The following is a 23,613-nucleotide window of genomic DNA, read 5'->3' as shown; positions in this document are numbered from 1 at the left end:
TTGCATAAGCCAATTCATTAAGGAAATGGAAATGTTACAACTAAATTCAACCACAGGTTTAGGATATATTGATTTAGCTGGCCGCAGATTCGCAGATTAATTTACTAAATGCTCAATGTCCATAAATAACTAATCTAGGCATCTGCGGCAAAGTTCTTCAAAGGTAACTTATCTGATCACTCTTCCGGTTTTATCCACATTTACCTGATCAAACGGCTTTAAATATTCATTAATAATTACCGAAAATTCTCTTCGGGTTAAAACTCTTTTCAAATCATATTTTGAAGGAAATTTATAGCTGCTATTCCATTTTTTCTGTAGTTCTGTTTTAGTGGCCTCAACAGCTTTATTGCCCACATATGAAACCAGTAAGATGGTATTTTCCAGATTAATTGGCACATCTTTATGGTCATCGAACCATATTTGTGCCTTATAATAGTAATCTTTTATCGGTTGTTTAATTTCCTCATTAGTAACTTCCTTTTCTGGATTAAAAAACGCCCTTTCATTTTTGATCTCTGCTTTTAGAATGCCAGTAATCCCAATTTTCTGGATGGCTAGCCAGTTCGAATCAGCGACTTTTACGTCGACAAAAGGCATCAATGGTAGTTTATAGGTTAAGAGTTCGCCTTGAATTGCTTTTAAATTAGATAAGCTGGTTTTCGTTTTAAAAAAGGCTGCATAGGCTGAGGTAGCTCCAGCTGCCTGACCAATCTCTATGCTATTGGGGTTAATGTATAATAAGTTTTCCTGATCAGGAATTAATAGATGATATAAAGATAAAAAGTTTGGAGTACCAGTAATTCCGGAAATGGTTGTGCGGTATAAGTTTTCGGTATAATTTAAAGCGCTTAGGCGCACTGGTTTTAAATTGGTAATGTTTAAATTAGAAAGAAGCTTATCATTGTTGTCTGCCACAACCAGGACTTTAGCTTTTATGCTTTTACTTTTACTGATTTTGGCCTCCCATCCACTACCAGAACGTTCAATAGCGACAATAGGCGTGTCATTTATAATTTTAAACAATTTAATGCCATCTACCTTATCTTTTCCTGTGTTTTTCTTTTTTGTTTGGGTTGATTTTTTTTCTAAATCCTTGATATATGCAATTCCCCTCAGCTGTACATTTTCATAAATTTTATAGATCTCTGCTGATTTTGTCTCTTTAATTTTATCCAGACTAAAAGGATTGCTTTGAGTTAAAATTACCACACTGGCACTAGAACGTGAAACCTGTAGACCTGAAGAATAGGCGGCATCAGCATTTCCTAATATTAATACATCCGTTTTAATAGTTTGTGCGAAAATGAGTGTAGGAATCAAACATGCGAAAGCAAAAAATAACTTCTTCATCTGTGGATTTTAAATTCATTGCAATATGCTTTAAAAGCATGAATTTTTTATGATCAAGCGTATTCATTTTAAATAAGCTGGAGAATGCAAAGTAAAAAACATATTTTGGTGCTATGGATTTAGAACAACTTAAATACCCTATCGGACAATTCATAATGCCTGAAGTTTTCGATAAACACCAGGCCAATATCTGGATTGCTGAAATTGAAGCGCTTCCGGCTCAAATTAAACAAGCCACAGCACATTTAAGTAAGGAAGAATTGAATCAAAGCTATCGTCCTGGCTGCTGGACATTGCGACAGGTTGTACATCATCTTCCAGACAGTCACATGAATGCATACATTCGTTTTAAGCAGGCTATCACTGAAGATGTTCCAGTCATCAGACCATATGACGAGGAAAGATGGGCAGAAACGGAGGAGGCAAAGGATGGCGATATTGAAATGTCAGTCGCCTTATTAACCGCTTTACACCAACGGTTGGTATCCTTTTTAAAGACTTTAAAACTGGAAGATTATCAAAGAAAATATATCCACCCTGCGCAAGGAAAAGAAATAAGCCTGGCAAATATGTTAGGCATGTACGCCTGGCATGGAAAACATCACCTGGCTCATATTGAGCATACAATGAAAGGTAATTTGAACACAGCTATACAATAGATATCTTAGATGCCTTGCATGGTTAAATCAATATAGTTAGCTTATTTTACTGTTAAAATTCGAGTATAACAAGTCTTTGATTTTACCATGTAAGCACAATGAATCATAAATAGTAATAAATAATCAATTTAATATTTTTATTACATCAATATCAACATCATTGCGCTCATCGCAATCATAATGGCATCTTCAACAATAGTTACTGTACTCATGGGTAAATTAAAAACAGCGCCAAGGCAAGCACATTGAATCTTTCTCTTATTTAAAACGCTTTCTAATACACCAAAAATACTCACTATCATCACAATTAATGTAACCCAGTTTACAATAACAGGGGATAAGTTAAGTGCGAAACTTAAGCCCAATCCCAGTTCAATGAAGGCATAAATATATCCCCAAGGACTGAATTTTTTAGCAACGATATCATACATCGCATAACTTTCAGCAAATGCTTTTAGGTTTAGCATTTTAAAAAACGAAAAGGTAAGGAAGAAACCAGCCATGAAAACCCTCATAAACAACATAATGTCTATCATGCTATTCTGCAATGAAACTATTAGGGAGATAGCTGTAACATATCCAAAAATTAATAAAATAGGTTTGTAGGTAGCTGCCCAGGATTTCGTTTCTTCAACCACTTCATTAGGTGTCGCATCAGAAATTTGATATTTACTCTCCTGGCCACCCAAAGCTTGTTGCAAAGCATTTAAACTAATGTGTTTATCCATGCTTATCGTTGCTGAACTGGCCTCTTTCGAAACTTCAACAGAAGAAACTTCAGGTAAAATTAAAAGGTTATTTTTTACTTTATTTTCGCAACCGCTACAGGTCATGCCCGTGAGTTGATAGGTATGTGTCATGATAAAATGTTTACACAAATTTACCTATAGTACAGGTGAGAACCGTTACAGAATAATCATAAAGTTTTATAAAATTTTAGATTATATGATCTGGATAAGAACAGTAGATTGGAGTTGGAAATTTTAAGTTTCTTTTCGTCCTTAATGGTTATTAGATTCTCACCATTAAGGAATTAAGAAGGTTAAGGTTGAACTTGGTTAAATACTTAAAACAATCTTTGTTTCATCTAAACCCTAAACCCTAAACCCTATTATACCACTAAAACAGAAGTCATGGTCAGTGAACCACCAATGGCCTTATCATTAAAGAAAGAGAGCTCTTCCTCATCGTTTTTTAAACCTAAAGTGTAAATCAATGGTAAATAATGTTCTGGCGTTGGAATGGCCAGCATCGCATCCGACCCCAGATTACGATAATTAATTAATGGCTTATGGTCGCCATTCGCAATGAGGTTTTTAAACTTATCATTCATTTCATTTGCCCAATCGTATCCGCCACAATTGATCATTTCCCAGCTGATCATCCGTAGATTGTGTACCATGTTTCCGCTACCGATAACTAAAACACCTTTTTTTCGAAGTGCATAAATCTCTTTCGCAATTTCATAATGCGTTGCAGGAGATTTGGTATAGTCAATACTCAACTGAAGAACAGGAATATTTGCATCTGGGTACATATGTCTTACAATTGTCCAGGTGCCATGGTCTAATCCCCAGTCATGATCCATACCCACAGGCGCAGACTGAATAAGGGTAGAAATTTCTTTGGCTAATTTCGTATCGCCAGGCGCCGGATATTGAACATCAAAAAGTGCTTGGAAAGCCACCAAAATCATGGATAGTTGAAGGGAAATCCATCGCCGTAACGAAAGTTCCGTGTGTATACCAATGTGCTGAAACAACCAGAACAGCTTTAGGTACAGGGATGTTTTTTGCCAGATCTACCCAACTTTCACTAAACTCATTGTGCTCAATACCATTCATAGGCGAACCATGACCGATAAAGATCGTAGGCATAAGATCTGTTTGTGGCAAACGTTGAGTGAAATTTCTAAATTGGGATAAAGCTGACATGATACATATTTTTAAAACGTCATTTCGACTGATTGGAGAAATCTTTTAAACTGTTTCTCAATTATTTTTCAATCGAAATGACGGTCTAATCATTATTTTGCTTGAACAAATTCTAAGTTCAATTTGATGGTTACATCTTTAGCAACACCCGCACCAGTTGGATCATATTTAATGTTATAATCTAAACGGTTGATTGTGGTGGTAGCGCCAAAACCAGCTTTGGTATTTCCTTGCTGATCTTTTGCTGTTCCGCCATATACTACTGCAAATTTCACATCCTTGGTTACATCACGAATGGTTAATTTACCGCTTAATTCATAATTGTTACCGCTTAATTTTTTGAAAGATGTGCTTTCAAATTTCATAGTCGGAAATTTTTCAGCATTAAAAAAATCATCTGTTTTTAAATGGCCATCACGCATTTCAACACCGGTGGTAATGCTGTTTACATCAACTGTAAATGCAATTTTAGCATCAGTTAAATCTGGTTTAGATGCAGTAACTGTACCATCAAATTTTTTGAATGATCCATCAACGAATGAAATGCCCATATGTTTAACTGAAAAGTTAACAAATGAGTGCATTGGATCTATTTTCCAGCTGGTTTGTGCAAATGAAGAGATGCTAATAGAAGCAGCTACTAAGAATAAGAATAATTTTTTCATGTCTTGTTTTTCTTACAAAGGTATGCTTACAGCTGAGGCTGTAGTGTTGATGTATGATAAGAAAAAATTAAATCATCTGTAATCTGCTTTATTATAATGAGTTAAGTTTTCTTGTCACAAGATAGAATATCCAGTGGCTAGGTTTCAGGCATAAAATTATATTTCATCCAACGTTTTCCGCAGATCAGATGTAAGAGTTTTGTATACTGTAGGCGTTAATGTTGTCACTTTTTTAAATTGAGCAGAAAGATGAGCCACACTACTATAATTTAACTGATAGGCAATTTCACCTAATGTTAACTCGCCATAGGTAAGCATTTCTTTAGCTTTCTCAATTTTCTGAGCGATAAAATATTTCTCGATGGTTTGATTTTCAACCTCAGAAAATATCGTACTAATCTGTGTGTATTCAAGTTGGATATGCTCACTTAAATATGTTGACATATTAACTTTAAGTGGTTCTTTTGAATAGTGAATCAGATTAATGATGCAGGTTTTGATCTGTTCAGCGAGTTGAGTTTTTTTATCTGCTAATAATTCAAAACCAAAATGGCTTAAACTTTCAGCAATTTTAAGTTGATCATCTGCCTGGATATTTTCAGCCAATACAACTTTGCCTAGTTCAACCGAAACAGGGTTAAGGCCAAGCTTTTCAAGTTCGGCCTTAACCACCATTTTACAACGGTCGCATACCATATTTTTGATATGCAAAATCATTATTTGGGTTTTATGGTTTCAGAAATGTCTCCGCAATCAAACATCATACTACCATAATATGGATTCTCAATGTTCTCTTTTTCATTTAACCAACTGGCTTTTGCCATCGGGCAATGCTGAACATAAACCGTAGCATTATTAAACCCGATCGTTCTAATGGTCTTAATCATGGCAGATGAGAGGCTTTCAAAAGATTTTCTCTGTAACTTAATGTCTTTGGCAACGGCTAATTCGCTCGCTTTTGCTTTGATAATTTTAGCTTGTTCTATCCAAAGTGCATGTTGTGCTGCGGGTAAATCTTTGTGTGGAATGGCATCAACCTTAGTTAATAAAACTTTGGCTTTTTCTGTCGCCGTGTCTTTTTTATCAGTTGCTAAAGCATTTTTTACATCGTAATAAGCTGTTAATAATTGGTTAAAAGCTACATCTGTTTTGCTTTGTGCAAAGGTTAGTTTAGTTGTTGCTATGGCAATGATGGCCATTAGGATTATAGTTTTTTTCATTGTGATTTATATTATGTAGTGATAATGAATTTTATGCGAGTGCTAAACACCGTCAAGATTCATCGTGAATTTTATTTTAAAACGTTAAAAAAGTTAAACTCTGCCCTTACCAGATACATGTTTTTGGTATAACGGTCAGTCATATTTCCTGCAGCTTGAAAACGGTAGCCCAAATCAATTCTGGTGGTACTATTTAGAATTACCTGAATAGCTGGAGCTAAATCTAAATAGCTTTGACCAGAGCTTGGGTCCGTTTTACCCAACATTTCAAAGTATACGTTGAAATTAGGTTCCTTATAGTTTTTATAAACGAAAGGTAAAACCAGGTAACCAGATGATAAACTATATGAAAGCATATTATTTGGTCTCGGCATTCCCGTAATTTGTTTGTCGCTATCTTTAAAAGCATGAGCATAACCTAATGTTGCGGATAGGGCTAATTTGTGTAACAACTGCGTAAACACGAAACCACCCTGGGCGCCACTGTTATCGCCTTCTAAATTAATATCTCTGGTGTAGGTTGGCCGTTTACTGGTGCTGATTCTTCCGAAGGCAGCAGCCCTGAAATGACTATGTGCTTCATCAATAGAAAGAAAGCGGTACTTCGCATATAAACTGCCACCTTCTAAACGATACTTTCCATCCATATCAGAAAGAAAAGCCTGCGCATGCGCCATCAGGTTTTTATTAAAGCCAAACATTACTTCTGGAATTGTCCTGCTCACAAAACCCGGATTATTAAACATACCCTCGTTGGTTAAACGAACACCAATAGATTTGGTAGGCATATTACTTGCAGGCTCTGTGAACACATATAATTCCTGACTAAAAGCAAATTGCATCGTGCTGATGACGACCAGCACCATAATAATCAGTCGTCTCATTTAGGAAAGAATAAGGTGATAAACACGCGTTTTCTTTCCGTTTACAACAGCTGTTCCACTTGCATAAGCATCAGATGATACTGCATTGGCTTGCTTTTTAAATGCAGAACCAGAAATAAAATTCTTATCTACAATTGATGCCTTTACCGTTCCATTTAGGGTTTTGCTTTTTGCATTTACGAAACGATAAACATTTCCGTCTACAATGGCCTGACCTTTATCGTCTATCTTAACTTGGTTAAAGGTAAAATCTGCAGTTAAGCCACCTACAGAAAAGCCAGCATCCTGCACTTTTTTACGCACCATATCCAAGTTGATATCAGCACCTTTTTTAAAAGTAAGTACAAAGATATTTTTATTTAAATCAGGTTTTACTGACGTGATGAAGCTTAATGTTTCTAAAGATTTTTGTGTGGCATTAGAACACATGGAACAGGTTAAACCTGTTACCTGTAAATCTGCAGTTGATATTTGTTGTGCCGAAACATTTACGGCGAAAAGAAGCATAATGATGCTAAATAATTTAATCGTTTTCATGATTTTTTTGAATTAGAATTTAAGAAAATGTAACATTGAGCCTGTTAAAATGCTATTGCTAACATTAATAGGCTAAACGATTAATCCTAATTCCTAAAAATACAATTGAAAACATGCAAAGCTACCCTTGATGAAAGTGGGGGAGCTTTATTGGAGATTTTGCTATAAAACTTTGGACTGATATTCGATAGGAACTCTAAAACTGGTGGATGAAGAAAAAGTTGAATAGCAAATAACTTCGGCATTTGTATTTGTGCCTCAGTTTGATGACTATCCTTAACCTTAACAGTTACCTGTGTGTTTTTACAGCAACCATTATCTTTTTTCTTTTCAGCAGGGATATCCTTACAGAATTTACAAGAAATCTCATTGCTGAACAGTTTTACGTTCTCTAATTTACCGCCGCAGAAATGCAAGCTTAAAGCCAAACCCATAACACTAACCGCATAGAATACGGCCAAAGAAAGTGCTATTTTTTGTTTTAACTTCATTAATACAAATGTATGTTAAAAAAAACCGAATAATAAACCCCATTATTTATTGAATTTCATTTTTTAGCTTAATTTAGCCTCAAACACCATTTAAATGAAGAAATTTTTATTGTTCATCTGTACATTTTCAATGCTTTCTGCTTTTGCAGCAAAACCCAAAAATCAATACGTCCGGATTAAAACCGAGTTTGGAGAATGCGTTATTAAATTATATAATGAAACCCCATTGCATAGAGATAACTTTTTAAAGTTGGCTAAAAAGGGTTATTATAATGGGGTATTGTTTCATCGGGTGATTAAATCTTTTATGATCCAAGGCGGTGATCCTGATTCCAGAAATGCCATGCCTGATTCTTTATTGGGCGAAGGTGGGCCTAAGTACACTATCCCTGCAGAATTTAGAGATAGCTTGTTTCATAAAAAAGGTGTATTGGCTGCGGCAAGGGAAGGAGATGTTATCAATCCATCCAAGGCATCTAGTGGTAGCCAGTTTTATTTAGTGCAGGGAAAAGTTTTTACAGATGAGCAGTTGAATGCCCTGGAGGAAAAGCGCTTGAAATTCAAAATTCCCGAATGGCAAAGACAGATTTATAAAACCATTGGAGGTGTGCCACATCTGGATAGAAATTATACAGTTTATGGCGAAATTGTAGTGGGTTTAGATATGGTTGATAAAATTGCTGCTATGGAAACAGATAAAAACGACCGACCTAAGCAGGATGTGAAAATGGATATTACGGTTTTGAAAAGAAGAGCGGTAAGGAAGCTGGAAAAGCGGTTGGAGCAAATCGAAATTAAGGTTTGAGTTTCCCACGATTTTAATCGTGGGTTGTGCAATTGGATGTGAATTAATATTCCATTAGTCTTGAATATTAAAAATATAGCCCATGATTTCAATCATGGAGATAGATATATGGTTATGCAAATGATATTCCATTAGCCCATGATTTCAATCATGGTTAAAAAATTAGAAATTTTGAAGCCCGTAATTTGCAATATTTTTCATGATTTTAATTGTTATAAATATTTAATCGAAAAAATGTAGATTCATAAAGTGATTTAATTAAACAATCAAGTTATGTCTCATTCGTATAATAAGATTTGGATACATGCGATTTGGGCTACAAAAAATAGAAATCATTATATATCGCATCAGATTGAACGCAAGGTCTATGAATTTATCTATAATCAATTTAAAGATCTAGGTTGTGTCGTTCGGATAATAAATGGAATGCCTGACCATATTCATTGTCTTTTTCTATTATGCCCCAATAAATCTATTGCCGAGGTTATCAAACAAGTTAAGGGGAGTTCTTCACATTATGTAAATCAGGAAAAATTAATTCTTGATAATTTCTCCTGGCAAACTGGTTATGCCTCATTTTCTATTAGTGAATCAGTAATGGAGCGGGTTTATCAATATATTAAAAATCAAAAGGAACACCATAGAAAGAAAAATTTTCAAGATGAATATGATGGTTTTTTGAATCTTCATGGACTTTCAGAAAAATAAAATGTTTTCAGATGGCTGAAATTTTCTTAAAATGGAAAGAGCATATCCCGTAGTGCGTTTAATAATCCTAAATTTACCACCACAAATGAGCCTAATAAATGAAAATCATCTCCTATAATGTAAACGGTATTCGTGCCGCAAGCACCAAAAACTTTTTTGGCTGGCTGCAAGCTACAAATGCAGATATGGTCTGTTTGCAGGAGGTAAAAGCTTTGCCAGAACAAATAACAGAAATTATTGCTTTAATAGAGCAGTTAGGGTATCACCATTTTTGGTTTCCGGCACAAAAGAAGGGCTATAGTGGTGTAGCTATTCTTACTAAAATCGAACCAAATAGGGTTGTTTTTGGCTGTGGAGAAGAATGGATTGATCAGGAAGGCAGAATTTTGCGAGCTGATTTTGATGACTTTTCATTAATGAGTTTGTACATGCCATCAGGCTCGAGTGGAGATGAGCGGCAGGTTAAGAAATACGAATTTATGCGATTTTTTGATGCGTATATTGGAACGCTTCGCCAGGAAATCCCTAATTTAATTGTAAGTGGAGATTATAATATTTGTCATACGTCAATTGATATTCACAATCCCAAATCAAATGCTAACTCATCTGGATTTTTGCCCGAAGAACGTAAATGGATGCAACTGTTTTTAGATAACGGTTTTATCGATACATTTCGTTATTTCAATCAGGATCCGCATCATTATACCTGGTGGAGTTATAGGGCTGGTTCGAGAGGGAAGAACCTGGGTTGGCGGATTGATTATCATCTGGTTACCAGACAAATGGAAAGCAGATTGAAAAATGTGAGGATCTTACCCGATGCGATTCACTCTGATCATTGTCCGGTTTTGCTGGAAATCGACTGATTTAAATAGTCTAGCTAAAGCAGGGGCTTATTATTACAATGGATTATAAATGTTCTGCCTCGTATTTTTCACCTGCTTTTAACATCAGCTCAATTTGCTTTAAATCATCCGCTGTTAATTCTTCTTTTTCCTGCAGTTCAAATACCGCAACCATATTGTCTTCGTATTGTTTTTCGGTTTTGATCACGATTTCCTGTGGCATGATGATTCAGCTTAAAATTTGATTGTATCAGTTGGTGTAATGCAAAAATCTAAACGGATGTCATGTTCATTTACATCATCGATTTTATCAATTGCAGGTAACAAAGATAAGCCTATTTTTTGAGCATTTATATTTTCGAGAAAACGATCATAAAAGCCTTTGCCATAACCTACGCGATAACCATTTTTATCAAAAGCTAAAAGCGGAATTAAAACCAAGTCTATTTCACCATGATGAATAGTTCCCTTTTGCGGTTCGAGAATATCATAAATATTTCTTTGTAAATCATGTTCACCTAAATATTCATGATTGGTCATCAAAGCTGTTTCAAAATCAGCTTTTGGAACGATGATCTTAATTTGTGGATGGTTTTCTGTCAGCCATTCAATTAACAAAAAAGTATTAGGCTCTTTTTTTTCAGTTATGGGTAAAAAGATGTGAAGTGTTTTGATGTTACCAAAATCTAGTGTTGTAAATTGATTAAATAAACCATTGTTTAGTAGCTTATATTTTTCATCACTAATTGCTAATCTATCTTTTAAAGCTTTTTTTCTGATTTCTGCTTTTAGCATAATAACAAAGTTAAAGATTACTAAATAGAAAAGCCTCTAAAGAATTAACTTCAGAGGCTTTTCGTTATTATATTGGATATTATTTTACACGCTCAACATACTCTCCTGTACGTGTATCAATTTTAATTTTATCACCTTGATTCACGAACATAGGTACTTTTACTTCAACGCCATTTTCTAGTGTTGCAGCTTTTAATGCGTTTGTAGAAGTATCACCTTTTACTGCTGGTTCTGAATATGTAATTTCAAATTCAGCGAAGTTTGGCAACTGACCCATGATGGCTTCATCACTTTCCATTGAAACGATCACACTCATGCCTTCTTTCAAGAATTTGATTGCTGAACCAAATAAAGATTTTTCTACATTATATTGTTCATAGGTATTGTTATCCATTACTACCAAATAATCGCCATCTTCATATAGATATTGATAATCACTGGTTTCTACGCGGCAAATTTCTACAGCCTCATCTGTATTCATACGAGCCTCTACAATTCTACCCGATTTAATGTTACGAAATTTACCAGTGTAAAATGCACCACCTTTACCTGGTGTACGGTGATTCCATTCGTCAACAGTAACCAATTCCCCGTTTAAACGAAGGATGTTGCCGTTTTTAATTTCTGATGCTTTAGCCATATTGTTTGATCCTTAATTGGATTTATATTTCAGTTTTTTGTGATCGCAAAGGTAAAATTATTTTATTTAAAACCTATAAAGCTTTAAGGGATAAGGCTTAGGGTTGAGTAACATTAAAGGTTATTTCACCCGTTCCATATAATCACCACTTTTGGTATCAATCTTAACTTTATCTCCTTGATTAATGAATAAAGGCACTCTGATTTCAGCTCCGGTTTCTAGCGTTGCATATTTTTGTGCACTTGTAGAAGTATCACCTTTTACTGCCGGCTCGGTGTAGGTGATTTCAAGCTCAACACTGTTTGGAAGCTGCGCCACAATCGGTTCATCACTTTCGAACGCAATGGTAACATTCATACCCTCTTTTAAAAACTTAATCGAACTGCCAAAAAGTAATTTAGGAATATTGTATTGTTCGAATGTGTTATTATCCATCACAACCAGATAATCACCATCTTCATATAAATATTGATAATCGTTTGTTTCTACACGACAAATAGTTACTTCTTCATCTGTGCGAAAACGATATTCAACAATTTTGCCAGTTTTAACGTTTCTCATTCTTGCCTGATAGAATGCACGTAAATTTCCTGGCGTACGGTGAATGTATTCTTCTACACTGACTAATTCCCCGTTAAAACGCAAAACGTTTCCACTTTTTACTTCTGATGCTTTGGCCATTTGATATTGAAATGTTTTTAAGAACATCAAAGTTAAAAAATGGTTTCTGATTTGGAAAGGAAAACTGGTTCATTGGTTCGATAGTCATTCGTTCATTGGTTTGGAAACTTATGCTAAGATGACCAGGTCTTCGTTTTGTCTTTTTGCCAAAAAACACCATATAAAAGAAATGCCTTTGGGAACCACTCCAAAGGCATAATCAACCTAAACCTCAAACTAAACTATGAAAAACTCTTTGCCTTTAAAGGGCTATATTTTGAATTCTGTAAAACAGAAATTATAATCATTTCCTGGAAGAGAATATTTTAATATTTGTTTCTCTTTTTGGTGGTGCAAAGGTACTAACTATTTCTTAACTACAAAATATTTTATTAAAAATTATTTTATAATACAAATGGATGACAAAAAAGGTATTATGGAAGGGTGTGTTAACTAAATTATACTACTTATAATCAGCGATTTGTATCTGAATATTGCAAAATTCATATTCGCGAAATTGATTGGAGCCTATAATAGTCAACCTGTCTTTAGTGAAGTTTTTGATTAACTCCCGATACCAATCTTCACCCTGAACATCTAAATTACTGGTTGGTTCATCTAAAAATAGGATAGGAGAGTCCGAGCAGCAAGCCAGGGCCAGCTTAGTTCTTTGCTTCATTCCTGAAGAAAAATATTTAATTTCTTTATTAGCTGATTTTTCCAGGCCAAGAATGGATATAAGTGATTTGCAATTAATACCTGGTGCAAAATTTTTAAACTTAAAATGAAAATCGATAATTTCAGTTAAGGTGAAAGTCTCTACCAGTTCCAAATAAGGTGCCGCTAAACTAATCTGCTGGTAAATGTCTTCAACAGGAATATCTTTATCTGCTGAAAAAAATATTTCGCCTTCCGATGGAGATAAACTTCCGGTTAATACACTTAGTAAAGTTGATTTACCTGAACCATTTGGACCTAAAATGGCATAACTGTTTCCAGATGTAAATTCAGTAGTTAAGCCTCTGAAAATCCACTCCTTATTAAATCTTCTGCCAACATTGTTTAAAGTTATCTTCATTAATCGTTATGCCGTTTGGGAAGTGTTTAACAGTTTTGCCATGCAAACGCTGTTATCTACACCAATATACTGGCCATAATTTGGCGTAATCTGATAACCAACTTTTTGATAGAGTGCAATGGCTTCAGGTTGCATTTTACCAGTTTCCAGCACGCATTCAGTATATCCAAGTTCTAATGCCCATCCTTCAAGCACATTAAGCATTTTAGCCGCAATGCCTTGGTTTCTATAATCGGGATGAACAAACATGCGTTTAATTTCTACAGCGGTATTAGAGAAAGGTTTTATGGCGCCGCAGCCAATAGAAATTTCATTCTGATAAGCCACCACAACTTCTTTAATCGCATCTATTTTATTAAACTGCGAATAAAAAGCATGGTCATCACCATCTCTTATGGCTAAATCTTTATCTAGCAAAGCCACCAACTGTCTAAAATCAATTAGATCTGAATTTGTTCTAATTAGCGTTATATTACTCATCCGATATGATCACGATGTCAGCTCTTAAGAACATCTAAATTTTAACGATAAACTTTAGTTTTATTTTCGGGGATAGTCAAACTTAATTAGAAACCTCAAGTTAACCCTAAACCTTAAACCTTTAGCTACCCATCCCGAAGCCTTTCATCACACCACGGTTAGAATTGCGGATGAAATCTACAATCTCATCACGAATCTCCGTAGGCTTAAATTCTGCCTCAATCATGTCTAAAGCTTTGGTTACATTATTGTGCTTTACAAAAAGTACACGGTAAATTTCCTGGATTTCGTCGATCTGTTCATTGGTAAAACCTCTTCGGCGCAAACCTACAGAATTGATCCCAGCATAAGAAAGAGGCTCGCGTGCGGCCTTAACATATGGAGGCACATCTTTACGAACTAATGATCCACCGGTTACGAATGCGTAAGAACCTACTTTAACAAATTGATGAATAGCTACTAAGCCAGCCAAAACAACATTATTTCCAATCGTAATGTGTCCAGCTAGTGTGGTGCTGTTTGAAAAAATACAGTTATTACCCACCTCACAATCATGCGCAATATGAGAATAGGCTTGAATTAAGCAATTACTGCCGATAACAGTTTTCCATTTATCTTTTGTGCCACGATTAATCGTTACGCATTCACGGATGGTTGTGTTATCACCGATTTCTGCTGTGGTTACTTCTCCGGCGAATTTTAAATCCTGAGGTTCTCCGGAGATTACTGCTCCAGGAAAAATACGACAGTTTTTGCCGATCCTGGCGCCATCCATAATGGTCACATTCGAACCAATCCATGTTCCTTCGCCAATCACAACATCCTTATGTATCACTACAAAGGGTTCTATTACTACGTTTTCGGCAATTTTTGCCTGTGGGTGTATATATGCTAAAGGTTGTATCATGATTCGGATGGTTCTGTTTGTTTAACTTTTGCAATTTGAGCCATCATTTCGGCTTCGACAACAATTTTCTCGCCTACCATACCTACACCTTTCATTTGAGCAATACCTCTCCTGATTGGTTCTAGTAAGTCACAACGGAAAACAATCGTATCGCCAGGAAGAACCTGAGCCCTAAAGCGAACGTTATCTATTTTTAAGAAATAAGTAAGATAATTTCTCGGATCTGGTACAGTACTTAAAACTAAAATACCTCCAACCTGAGCCATGGCTTCTATTTGAATCACACCTGGAAAAACCGGTGCGCCAGGAAAATGACCTTTGAAAAACTCCTCATTCATGGTGACGTTTTTAACGCCAACCACATGGTTTTTGGATAGTTCTAAAATTTTATCTACAAATAAAAACGGCTGACGATGAGGCAAAATGTCCATTACCTGATTGATATCATATAATGGTTTTGCACTTGGATCGTACACCTTTTGAATTTTTTTGTTTTTCTCTTTTTTAATGGCTGCTTTAATTTTCTTTGCAAAGGCAACGTTTGCGGCATGGCCCGGACGGGCAGCCATAATATGGCCTTTTAAATGCATCCCCACCAAAGCTAAATCGCCAATCATATCTAATAATTTATGACGGGCTGGCTCATTCTGGTAACGTAGCTCCATGTTATTTAAGATTCCCTGTGGAGCCACATCAATGTCTGCACGGTTAAAAAGCTTGGCAAGATGGCTTAATTCATCCTTTGTTACCTCTTTATCTACTATAACAATTGCATTATTTAAATCGCCACCTTTAATTAAGTTATGCGATAGTTGATATTCTAATTCATGTAAAAAACAGAACGTACGGCAGGAAGCGATTTCCTTTTTAAACTCTGCAATGGTATTAATCCCGGCATGTTGACTGCCTAAAACTGGCGAGTTATAGTCAATCATACAAGTAAAACGATAATCATCGAGCGGCATCGCTACAATTTCTACCTTTCTATCTTCTTCTGTATAAGTGATGTTATGGGGAATAGTGAAATATTCACGATCTGCATTTTGCTCAACCGTTCCAACTTCTTCCAATATATCAATAAACTGAATAGAGCTACCATCCATGATAGGTGTTTCAGGTCCATCAAGTTTGATCAGGATGTTATCTAAATCCATACCTACAAGAGATGCCATAACATGTTCTATCGTACTTACGCTGGCTCCATTCTGAGCAATGGTGGTACCACGGGAAGTGTCTGTTACATTATCTGCGTCTGCATCAATAATAGGGTGACCATCTAAATCAATACGTTGAAATTTAAACCCATGATTTTCAGGTGCAGGGCAAAATGTTAAAGTCACATTAGCGCCCGTATGTAAACCAACACCAGATGCTGATACTTCTTGTTTAATCGTTTTCTGTCTAACGTTCATTGTGTATTGTATTCTTTTCCAATTCAGCCGTAAGCTTTTTCAATTCTTCTTCGAGTATATTTATTCTTTTTTCCACATCCGGCAGGTGTTTAAAAATTACGGATGCCCGCATCCAGTTGCGCAAAGGTTGCGCCGGACTACCATGCCATTGTTTGTTTTCTTCTGTGATGTTAAAGTTGATACCAGCTTGTGCACCGATTTGAGTGCCTTTTGCTAAGGTTAGATGACCAGCAATACCTACCTGTCCGCCCACAACGCTATTCGGGCCAATTTTTGTACTGCCAGATATACCAGACTGTGCAGCTAAAACGGTATTCTCACCAATTTCAACATTATGTGCAATCTGGATAAGGTTATCAATTTTTGCACCTTTTTTAATGATCGTAGATCCCATGGTTGCACGGTCTACCGTAGTATTGGCCCCAATTTCCACGTCATCTTCAATAATGACATTTCCAATTTGAGGGATCTTATTATAAGTTCCATCTTTTTGTGGTGCAAAACCAAAGCCATCACTGCCAATTACAGTATTGGCATGAATGGTTACCCTGCTTCCGATCACGGCGTTATGATAAATTTTAACGCCTGGAAAAAAAATGCTGTTCTCGCCAATTTTGGTATTAGCCCCTACAAAAGTTTGAGCACTAAGTCGACAACCGTCGCCAATCACAACATTTTCAGCAACATAAGCGAAGGCATCAATAAATACATTTGATCCGATCTTTGCCGTAGGATGAACGAAGGCCAGTTTATCTATTCCAGATAAGGCACCCTGTGCATTCATGGCTTCGTTATACTTATCCAGTAAAATGGTAAATGAACTGTATGGGTTATCCACACGAATCAATGTACTGGTAAAAGGTTGGTTAGGCGTAAAATCTTTTGAAACGATTACCACTGATGCCTGCGTGGAATACAAAAAGTTCTCGTATTTAGGGTTAGAAAGAAAAGACAATGAGCCTTCTTTCCCGTCTTCTATTTTGGAAAGTTCAGTAATGGCTACGTCTGGGTTGCCATCAATGGAACCTTCTAAAAACTCGCTTATCTGCTTTGCAGTAAATTGCATCGTACAAAGGTATATGTTAAATTGATATGAACAAAAAAACCTGTAAGGGTTAAGCCGTGTATATTTTACACAATAGTAAGACTTAAAACGGCAGTAAAAGTCAAATATTTTGTTAATTAATCTTAAATCCCTCGTGGGTAGCAGAGAACATACTTCTCAACAGTTTTTTGTAGCGACTCCAGGTTTGATAAATCTGAAGCCTTTGCAATATCAACAATATCGTTATTTTTCATTAAAATTTTAATGTTTCCAACACCGGCATTATAGGCCCGGTTTTGAATAGCGCTGGTAAAAACAAAGTATCGTGCCTCTTCAGGGGTTATCCCTAAAAGGTGTACGGCTGCGTTTTTTAAAGATGCAACCCGATCTTCGTCTGCCATTGCATTACCCATTTCAACTTTATAAAGATTTCTGGAAGTAAGCATTTGACAAAGCGTAGACAATATTTTGTCTGGATGTTTTACCCAAACTTTTACAGCAGCATAAATATCCTGATCATCCAGATTGGTAAAATGCTCCAGATTGATGTGGTTAGAAAAGAAATTGAGTTCGTTAATGTTTTGCTGTAAAAAGTGATTTAATGATGGTGATGCAAAAAGGTTTTCGCCAGCTGCAGAAAGTTCTTTGGCCCTTTCCAGTAATTTTACCAGAATCATTTCGCCAGAAATTACCGTTTTATGCAGATAAACCTGCCAATACATTAGCCTCCTGGCAATCAGGAATTTTTCAATAGAATAAATCCCCTTTTCTTCAATCACGAGGTTATCATCAAAAATATTAAACATTTTAATAATGCGATCGAAACTGATTACACCTTCGCTTACGCCTGTAAAAAAGCTATCGCGATTCAGATAATCCATTCTATCTAAATCCAGTTGACCAGAAATCAATTGATAAAGAAACTTTTTAGGATAGGTTCCGTTAAAAACCTCAATGGCATGTGTCAGCTTTCCATTAAAATGATGATTCAGATCATCCATCAGTTTTGCTGATATATCTTCATGCCTGATGCCCGTAACCAATGAATGCTCTAAAGCATGCGAGAAAGGACCATGACCAATATCGTGTAGTAAAATAGCCAAAGTAGCTGCTTCCTCTTCACCTTCAGTAATAACATGTCCTTTGCTTCTTAAAACTTCAATAGCCAAAGCCATTAAATGCATTGCACCCAAAGCATGATGGAAACGGGTATGTAAAGCGCCTGGATAAACCAGATGCGTCATCCCAAGTTGCTTAATGTAACGCAATCGCTGGAAATAGGGATGCGAAATGACATCGTAAACCAATTCAGATGGAATACTAATGAAGCCGTAAACGGGATCATTTATGATTTTCTTTTTATTCAATCGTTAAAAATAGTTAAATAGATAGATACGGTACAAAAATTGCTATTTTTATTTATAGTTTGATTTACCTGCCAAAATAAAAGGCAATAGATATTTATTTTTACAAAAACATGCAAGAAACTAAAATATTGTGGGCCGATGATGAAATCGACTTGCTAAAACCCCATATATTATTATTAAACGATAAAGGTTATGATGTAACCACCTTTACCAACGGAAATGATGCTTTAGAAGCTTTCGGAAAAGCACATTTCGACCTTGTTTTTCTTGATGAAAACATGCCTGGCATGAGCGGAATCGAAACGCTTTCAGCCATTAAAAATTTAAATCCTGATGTTCCGGTAGTATTAATTACCAAAAGTGAGGAAGAAAACCTGATGGAAGATGCCATTGGGAGCAAAATTGATGACTATCTGATTAAACCTGTTAATCCTAAACAGGTGTTGTTAACGATCAAAAAGCTAATTGATAATAAACGCCTAGTGAGTGAAAAAACATCCATGGCTTATCAGCAGGATTTTCGCCGTTTAGGCATGACACTCGGCGATCGTTTAAATTACGAAGAATGGATTGATGTTTATAAAAAAATTGTTTTCTGGGAATTGGAACTGGAAAAGTTAGATGACCCACAGATGCATGAGATCTTAACCATGCAAAAACAGGAAGCCAATACACAATTTACTAAATTTATAGAAGAAAATTACCTGGACTGGATTAAAAATAAAGATACTGCGCCATTATTATCTAATGAATTGCTGAAGAAAAAAGCCTTTCCACATATTAATGATACCACACCAGTATTTTTCATTTTGATTGATAATTTACGTTACGATCAATGGAAAATAATTAACCCTTTAATCTCCGAATATTTCAGAATAGATGAGGAAGATATGTATACCAGTATTCTTCCTACAGCAACACAATACGCAAGGAATGCGATATTTTCTGGTTTAATGCCTTTGGAAATGGAAAAACGTTTCCCTCAATTATGGCAGAATGATGATGATGAAGGTGGAAAAAACATGCATGAAGAGGCTTTTTTAGCTGATAATATTAAACGTAACCTTCGCAAGGATTGTAAGTTTAGCTATAATAAAATTTTAACTTTTGAGCAGGGTAAGGATTTGGTTGATCAAACCAATAACTTATTACAAAATGATTTCAATGCCATTGTTTTCAATTTTGTGGATATGTTGAGCCATGCCCGTACGGATATGCAAATGATTCGTGAATTGGCTAATGATGATGCGGCTTATCGCTCATTAACATTATCATGGTTTGAACATTCACCACTTTGGGATTTATTGAAAAAGATATCTCAGAAAAAAGTGAAGGTGGTGATTACTACCGATCATGGAACCATTCGGGTAAAAAAACCAGTAAAAGTGATCGGTGATCGTGCTACAAACACCAACTTAAGATATAAGCAGGGACGGAATTTAAACTTCAATGCAAAAGAGGTTTTTTTAATTAAAAACCCTCACGATGCATTACTGCCGAAAATCAACATCAGTAGCAGTTACATTTTTGCTCGTGAAGACAGTTACTTTGTTTACCCAAATAACTACAATCAGTTTGTGAATTACTATAATGAAACTTTCCAGCATGGTGGAATTTCATTAGAAGAAATGATTATTCCAGTGGTGACGTATTCGCCAAGATAAAGGTGGCTGTCATCCTGACGTAGGAAGGATCTGCAAGTATTGAAATACAAACTTTAATATTGCACAACAAAAAAAGAAAGTAAGTTAAGCTAGAATAGTATGCATTAAGTTATGGATTCTTCGCTGTGCTCAGAATGACATACAAAGAAGGCAAAAGCAATGCAATTATGTATTACTTTTGCCTTTATTTATTTAAGATGGAAATAGCCATTAACAATTTATCAGATTTACCTTCGGTAGCAGCGCAGCTTTTAACTTTTGCAGGCGAAAACAAAATTTTCATTTTTGATGGTGATATGGGGGCGGGTAAAACCACTTTCATCAAAACTTTTTGTCAGGTTTTAGGTGTTCATGATGTCGTATCAAGTCCAACTTATTCTATCGTAAATGAATATGATAGCGCTAATGGACCGGTGTATCATTTCGATTTTTACCGCATTAAGGATATCCAGGAAGCATTTGATTTAGGCTATGAAGAGTATTTTTACGGTGGTGGAATCTGTTTAATTGAATGGCCGGAAAGGGTAGCCGAATTGTTGCCCGATCATTTAATCAAAACAGAAATTAACATTGTGGATGAAAGCCGGAGGGTGTTCAATTTCAGTAAGGTATGACATTTGATCTTAAATAATTACCAGAATTTCCGTACCTTGAACAACCTTAAACAGAAATACTTTAAAGCAGCATGGCTACAGGAATACGCGAAGGAATGGCTGATATCGCACGTCAGGGTTTATTGCAAACTCAAGAAGCGACACTAGAAACCAGAAACAGGAAAAATAGCCTGAACATCGGAATACCCAAAGAAATCTCATTTCAGGAAAATAGAATTGCTTTAACGCCACTATCTGTTGCCTTATTGGTTAATAATGGCCATCAGGTAATTTTAGAAACTGGTGCGGGTATTGCCGCTAATTTTTCTGATTCGGAATATGCCGAGCAAGGCGCTAAGATTGCTTACGATAAAAAGGAAGTTTTTGATTCTGATATCATTGTGAAAATTGCGCCTCCTATGCTAGAGGAAATTGCTTTGATGCATAAAGGGCAAACATTAATTTCATCACTCCAAACCGGCACGTTAAAGCAAGATTATTTAAAGGCATTAATGCATAAAAAAATTAATGCTTTATGCTTTGAAAACCTGCGTGATGAAGGAAATGTGCTCAGTGTAGTACGGGCCATGAGTGAAATTGTAGGTTCTACTTCAATTTTAATTGCTGCGGAGTATTTAAGCAATGTAACCGGAGGAAAAGGTTTAATGCTTGGAGGATTCACCGGAGTTCCACCTACAGAAATCGTGATTTTAGGTGCCGGAACCGTTGGCGAGTATGCCGCCAGAACGGCTTTGGCCCTTGGAGCTGAAGTGAAGGTTTTTGATAGTTCAATTTACCGTTTACGGCGGCTGCAAAATAATTTGGGAAGCCGTGTTTTTACCTCTGTAATGCAGCCCATTGTGCTGAATAAAGCAATTGTTACCTGCGATGTGGTAATTGGTGCCATCCGTGCCAGTCACGGGCGTAGTCCTTGTATTGTAATGGAGGAAACAGTGGCCAGAATGAAACCTCACTCCGTTGTTATAGACATTAGCATAGATCAGGGAGGCTGTTTTGAAACTTCAGAAGTGACCAATCATACGAACCCTACGTTTAGAAAACATGATGTAATCCATTATTGTGTACCTAATATTGCGTCTAGAGTGCCGCGTACTGCTTCCTATGCCCTCACCAATATTTTTGCGCCTATTCTATTGGATATTGGCGAATTTGGTGGCTTAATGAATATGGTGTGGAATAATCCAGGTATTCGTGAAGCACTTTACATGTATCAGGGAAACTGTACCAATAAAGATCTGGCAGATATGTTTAACCTTCCTTTTAAAGATCTTGAACTTTTAGTGGTTTCGAATCAGTAAAACGACCTTTATATTCATTGCAAGGTATGAAGCAATCTATTAGACAGGGAACTTACAGGTTGGTGTCTCACCAACCAGCCAAAACATTTTCTTTTTCGGTCGGTGAGACACCAACCGATAGAAGGAATAAAGATCAGGAATTATTGGTGGTTTGGAATCAGTAATTTATTTTTCACCATTTCGAAATACGAAGTAATCTATTTCATGAGTAAGATTGCTTTGTACTTCAGCAATGACGACCTATTTATAGAAACGACACTATGAAAATTAAACTCCTCATCTTATTCCTTTTTATTTCTTTTTCTGCTTCGGCTCAAAAAGGCACGCGACCAAAGTTAGTTGTCGTAAACTCATACAATCAATATCTGGCATCCATTAAAAGCAATCCAAACAATGAGTTGGTTGAGATCAAAAAAGCCATTCCGAACATTACGTTAGATATTCGCTATGCGACGAAAAATAACTTTATGAAACAAGTTATGTACGGACAAGCGAGGGCATTTGCACGGAAACCAGTGGTAGCCTCATTAAGGAAAATTCAAAAGGAACTCAATAAAAAAGGCTATGGATTAAAAATTTTTGATGGTTACCGACCTTATGCCATCACAGTAGCATTTTATAAAAAAGCAAGTGATAAAAACTTCGTCGCCAATCCTGCTAAGGGTTCAAAACATAACCGGGGCTGCGCGGTCGACCTGACATTAATTAACTTAAAAACAGGTAAAGAGCTTCCTATGCCAACGCCTTACGACAGTTTTTCTGCATCTGCTGCGGCAAATTATGAACCAGTTACGGCAGAGGTGAGAAAAAACCGTGAATTCCTGATGACAACCATGAAAAAATATGGACTAAATGTACTGGAAAACGAATGGTGGCACTACGATTTTGAAGGCTGGCAAAACTATCCAATCATGAATATTCCTTTCGAAAAACTTTAAATTGGTTTAATAGTTCATTAGTGAGTGGTTCATCCGTTTGGGCCATTAACCAGGCGAGACGCATGATAACTCCCAACTGAAAACTCCGAACTAAAGGTGGTGTGGCCTCCCAAACTGATCCATTTTCACTTTGGCATTATCATCTTTCACGGTTAAACGAAAAATATAATCATAGTCATCTTCAGTGAGCATTTCCTTTGGTCTTTTGCCATCAAAAGCCTCAATAATTTCGAGAACGGTATTGGAATGAGCAGCTACTATGACAGTTTTGCCCGCATAGTTTTTCTTAACCGAATCAACCAGTGATTTAGGATCATTGTAATTAACCACTTTAGGAATGATGAGAGAATCTAAGGTTTGATGTGTTCTTTTATAGGGTGTAGAGAAAGCTACATCAAACTTGGTCTTTTTGAGAAAAGTAGCCAGATCACCAGCCCTGATTCTGCCTTCATCAGATAGGTTAGGATCCTTATCTTCAGGATTTGTTTTGTCTTTTTCAGCATGTCGTACAATCCATACTTCGGTAGTTTGGGCGAAGGTAGCTTTAGAGAAGATTAAACTTAAGAAGAAGAATAGAATGAACTTTTTCATTTGATAAAGATTGAAAAATTTAT

29 protein-coding genes are annotated in these 23,613 nt (G+C 36.1%); 8 read left to right on the top strand and 21 right to left on the bottom strand.

What is annotated here, in order from left to right; all coding sequences use genetic code 11:
• Nucleotides 1-168 precede the first annotated feature (168 nt).
• Nucleotides 169-1,353 (bottom strand): hypothetical protein, encoded by a 1,185-nt coding sequence (locus tag EV200_RS08710; protein WP_132531178.1) that lies wholly within the window; start codon nt 1,351-1,353, stop codon nt 169-171.
• Nucleotides 1,354-1,466: 113 nt separating this feature from the next.
• Between EV200_RS08710 and EV200_RS08705 the strand changes: the two genes are divergently transcribed.
• A complete protein-coding gene (locus EV200_RS08705; protein ID WP_132531176.1) occupies nt 1,467-2,012 on the top strand; it encodes a YfiT family bacillithiol transferase in 546 nt (181 codons plus the stop codon).
• A 140-nt stretch (nt 2,013-2,152) separates the two neighbouring features.
• On the opposite strand, the gene EV200_RS08700 is transcribed toward EV200_RS08705, so the two are convergent.
• The 9 genes from EV200_RS08700 to EV200_RS08665 form a co-directional block, all read right to left on the bottom strand.
• Nucleotides 2,153-2,872: a heavy-metal-associated domain-containing protein gene (locus tag EV200_RS08700; protein ID WP_132531174.1), complete on the bottom strand. Its 720-nt coding sequence runs from the start codon at nt 2,870-2,872 to the stop codon at nt 2,153-2,155.
• Between the two features lie 251 nt (nt 2,873-3,123).
• Entirely contained in the window at nt 3,124-3,699 is a 576-nt protein-coding gene (locus EV200_RS08695; RefSeq protein WP_308424144.1) for a dioxygenase family protein, read from the bottom strand.
• Nucleotides 3,677-3,946: a dioxygenase family protein gene (locus tag EV200_RS22165; protein WP_308424143.1), complete on the bottom strand. Its 270-nt coding sequence runs from the start codon at nt 3,944-3,946 to the stop codon at nt 3,677-3,679. Before EV200_RS22165 ends, EV200_RS08695 begins: the two co-directional genes overlap by 23 nt.
• Before the next feature lie 92 nt (nt 3,947-4,038).
• Nucleotides 4,039-4,611 (bottom strand): YceI family protein, encoded by a 573-nt coding sequence (locus tag EV200_RS08690; RefSeq protein WP_132531172.1) that lies wholly within the window; start codon nt 4,609-4,611, stop codon nt 4,039-4,041.
• Nucleotides 4,612-4,767: 156 nt separating this feature from the next.
• Nucleotides 4,768-5,328 carry a helix-turn-helix domain-containing protein gene (locus EV200_RS08685; protein ID WP_132531170.1) on the bottom strand — a complete coding sequence of 187 codons (561 nt, stop codon included), beginning with the start codon at nt 5,326-5,328 and terminating at the stop codon, nt 4,768-4,770.
• Complete coding sequence (locus EV200_RS08680) at nt 5,328-5,831, bottom strand: DUF3347 domain-containing protein (RefSeq protein WP_132531168.1); 504 nt, start codon at nt 5,829-5,831, stop codon at nt 5,328-5,330. Before EV200_RS08680 ends, EV200_RS08685 begins: the two co-directional genes overlap by 1 nt.
• Before the next feature lie 71 nt (nt 5,832-5,902).
• Nucleotides 5,903-6,715, bottom strand: a complete 813-nt coding sequence (locus tag EV200_RS08675; protein WP_132531166.1) for a hypothetical protein — start codon at nt 6,713-6,715, stop codon at nt 5,903-5,905.
• Nucleotides 6,716-7,252, bottom strand: coding sequence for a heavy-metal-associated domain-containing protein (locus EV200_RS08670; protein WP_132531164.1), 537 nt, complete (start codon nt 7,250-7,252; stop codon nt 6,716-6,718). It lies immediately after the preceding gene.
• 86 nt (nt 7,253-7,338) lie between these two features.
• Nucleotides 7,339-7,743, bottom strand: coding sequence for an HYC_CC_PP family protein (locus tag EV200_RS08665; protein WP_132531162.1), 405 nt, complete (start codon nt 7,741-7,743; stop codon nt 7,339-7,341).
• Between the two features lie 94 nt (nt 7,744-7,837).
• Between EV200_RS08665 and EV200_RS08660 the strand changes: the two genes are divergently transcribed.
• From EV200_RS08660 to EV200_RS08650, 3 genes are all read left to right on the top strand, one after another.
• The gene (locus tag EV200_RS08660; RefSeq protein ID WP_132531160.1) at nt 7,838-8,548 is read left to right on the top strand and encodes a peptidylprolyl isomerase; all 711 of its coding nucleotides are present in this window, start codon (nt 7,838-7,840) and stop codon (nt 8,546-8,548) included.
• Nucleotides 8,549-8,821: 273 nt separating this feature from the next.
• The gene (tnpA, locus tag EV200_RS08655; RefSeq protein ID WP_132531158.1) at nt 8,822-9,256 is read left to right on the top strand and encodes an IS200/IS605 family transposase; all 435 of its coding nucleotides are present in this window, start codon (nt 8,822-8,824) and stop codon (nt 9,254-9,256) included.
• A 98-nt stretch (nt 9,257-9,354) separates the two neighbouring features.
• A complete protein-coding gene (locus tag EV200_RS08650; protein WP_132531156.1) occupies nt 9,355-10,122 on the top strand; it encodes an exodeoxyribonuclease III in 768 nt (255 codons plus the stop codon).
• A gap of 43 nt (nt 10,123-10,165) precedes the next feature.
• Here the strand turns inward: EV200_RS08650 and EV200_RS21745 are convergent, their stop codons facing one another.
• The 10 genes from EV200_RS21745 to EV200_RS08605 all read right to left on the bottom strand — a co-directional run bounded on the left by EV200_RS21745 (nt 10,166) and on the right by EV200_RS08605 (nt 18,485).
• Entirely contained in the window at nt 10,166-10,324 is a 159-nt protein-coding gene (locus EV200_RS21745; RefSeq protein ID WP_165877896.1) for a hypothetical protein, read from the bottom strand.
• Nucleotides 10,325-10,335: 11 nt separating this feature from the next.
• A complete protein-coding gene (locus tag EV200_RS08645; protein ID WP_132531154.1) occupies nt 10,336-10,896 on the bottom strand; it encodes a 5-formyltetrahydrofolate cyclo-ligase in 561 nt (186 codons plus the stop codon).
• A gap of 79 nt (nt 10,897-10,975) precedes the next feature.
• Nucleotides 10,976-11,536 carry an elongation factor P gene (gene efp / locus EV200_RS08640; RefSeq protein WP_132531152.1) on the bottom strand — a complete coding sequence of 187 codons (561 nt, stop codon included), beginning with the start codon at nt 11,534-11,536 and terminating at the stop codon, nt 10,976-10,978.
• A 120-nt stretch (nt 11,537-11,656) separates the two neighbouring features.
• On the bottom strand, nt 11,657-12,217 hold the full coding sequence (efp, locus tag EV200_RS08635) for an elongation factor P (protein ID WP_029281675.1): 561 nt from the start codon (nt 12,215-12,217) through the stop codon (nt 11,657-11,659).
• A gap of 442 nt (nt 12,218-12,659) precedes the next feature.
• Nucleotides 12,660-13,274 (bottom strand): ABC transporter ATP-binding protein, encoded by a 615-nt coding sequence (locus tag EV200_RS08630; protein WP_132531150.1) that lies wholly within the window; start codon nt 13,272-13,274, stop codon nt 12,660-12,662.
• 6 nt (nt 13,275-13,280) lie between these two features.
• Nucleotides 13,281-13,754 (bottom strand): GNAT family N-acetyltransferase, encoded by a 474-nt coding sequence (locus tag EV200_RS08625; RefSeq protein WP_132531148.1) that lies wholly within the window; start codon nt 13,752-13,754, stop codon nt 13,281-13,283.
• A gap of 121 nt (nt 13,755-13,875) precedes the next feature.
• Nucleotides 13,876-14,661, bottom strand: a complete 786-nt coding sequence (gene lpxA / locus EV200_RS08620; RefSeq protein WP_010599175.1) for an acyl-ACP--UDP-N-acetylglucosamine O-acyltransferase — start codon at nt 14,659-14,661, stop codon at nt 13,876-13,878.
• Nucleotides 14,658-16,073 carry a bifunctional UDP-3-O-[3-hydroxymyristoyl] N-acetylglucosamine deacetylase/3-hydroxyacyl-ACP dehydratase gene (locus tag EV200_RS08615; protein ID WP_132531146.1) on the bottom strand — a complete coding sequence of 472 codons (1,416 nt, stop codon included), beginning with the start codon at nt 16,071-16,073 and terminating at the stop codon, nt 14,658-14,660. The genes lpxA and EV200_RS08615 overlap by 4 nt, the downstream gene beginning before the upstream one ends.
• A complete protein-coding gene (gene lpxD, locus EV200_RS08610; protein ID WP_132531144.1) occupies nt 16,063-17,139 on the bottom strand; it encodes a UDP-3-O-(3-hydroxymyristoyl)glucosamine N-acyltransferase in 1,077 nt (358 codons plus the stop codon). The genes EV200_RS08615 and lpxD overlap by 11 nt, the downstream gene beginning before the upstream one ends.
• A gap of 122 nt (nt 17,140-17,261) precedes the next feature.
• Nucleotides 17,262-18,485, bottom strand: coding sequence for an HD domain-containing protein (locus EV200_RS08605; protein ID WP_165877895.1), 1,224 nt, complete (start codon nt 18,483-18,485; stop codon nt 17,262-17,264).
• A 110-nt stretch (nt 18,486-18,595) separates the two neighbouring features.
• Between EV200_RS08605 and porX the strand changes: the two genes are divergently transcribed.
• From porX to EV200_RS08585, 4 genes are all read left to right on the top strand, one after another.
• On the top strand, nt 18,596-20,149 hold the full coding sequence (gene porX / locus EV200_RS08600) for a T9SS response regulator signal transducer PorX (protein ID WP_132531142.1): 1,554 nt from the start codon (nt 18,596-18,598) through the stop codon (nt 20,147-20,149).
• A 197-nt stretch (nt 20,150-20,346) separates the two neighbouring features.
• The gene (gene tsaE / locus EV200_RS08595; protein WP_132532197.1) at nt 20,347-20,763 is read left to right on the top strand and encodes a tRNA (adenosine(37)-N6)-threonylcarbamoyltransferase complex ATPase subunit type 1 TsaE; all 417 of its coding nucleotides are present in this window, start codon (nt 20,347-20,349) and stop codon (nt 20,761-20,763) included.
• Nucleotides 20,764-20,834: 71 nt separating this feature from the next.
• Entirely contained in the window at nt 20,835-22,061 is a 1,227-nt protein-coding gene (locus tag EV200_RS08590; protein WP_132531140.1) for an alanine dehydrogenase, read from the top strand.
• 260 nt (nt 22,062-22,321) lie between these two features.
• Nucleotides 22,322-22,999, top strand: a complete 678-nt coding sequence (locus EV200_RS08585) for a M15 family metallopeptidase (RefSeq protein WP_132531138.1) — start codon at nt 22,322-22,324, stop codon at nt 22,997-22,999.
• A 90-nt stretch (nt 23,000-23,089) separates the two neighbouring features.
• Here EV200_RS08585 and EV200_RS08580 read toward each other — a convergent pair whose 3' ends face one another.
• Nucleotides 23,090-23,590, bottom strand: a complete 501-nt coding sequence (locus EV200_RS08580) for a phosphoglycerate mutase family protein (protein ID WP_132531136.1) — start codon at nt 23,588-23,590, stop codon at nt 23,090-23,092.
• Nucleotides 23,591-23,613: the final 23 nt, after the last annotated feature.

The sequence above is a fragment of the Pedobacter psychrotolerans genome (genome assembly GCF_004340665.1).
GTDB lineage: Bacteria > Bacteroidota > Bacteroidia > Sphingobacteriales > Sphingobacteriaceae > Pedobacter > Pedobacter psychrotolerans.
Note: the sequence above shows the minus strand (reverse complement) of the source record. Positions and strands in the feature narration are given on the sequence as shown.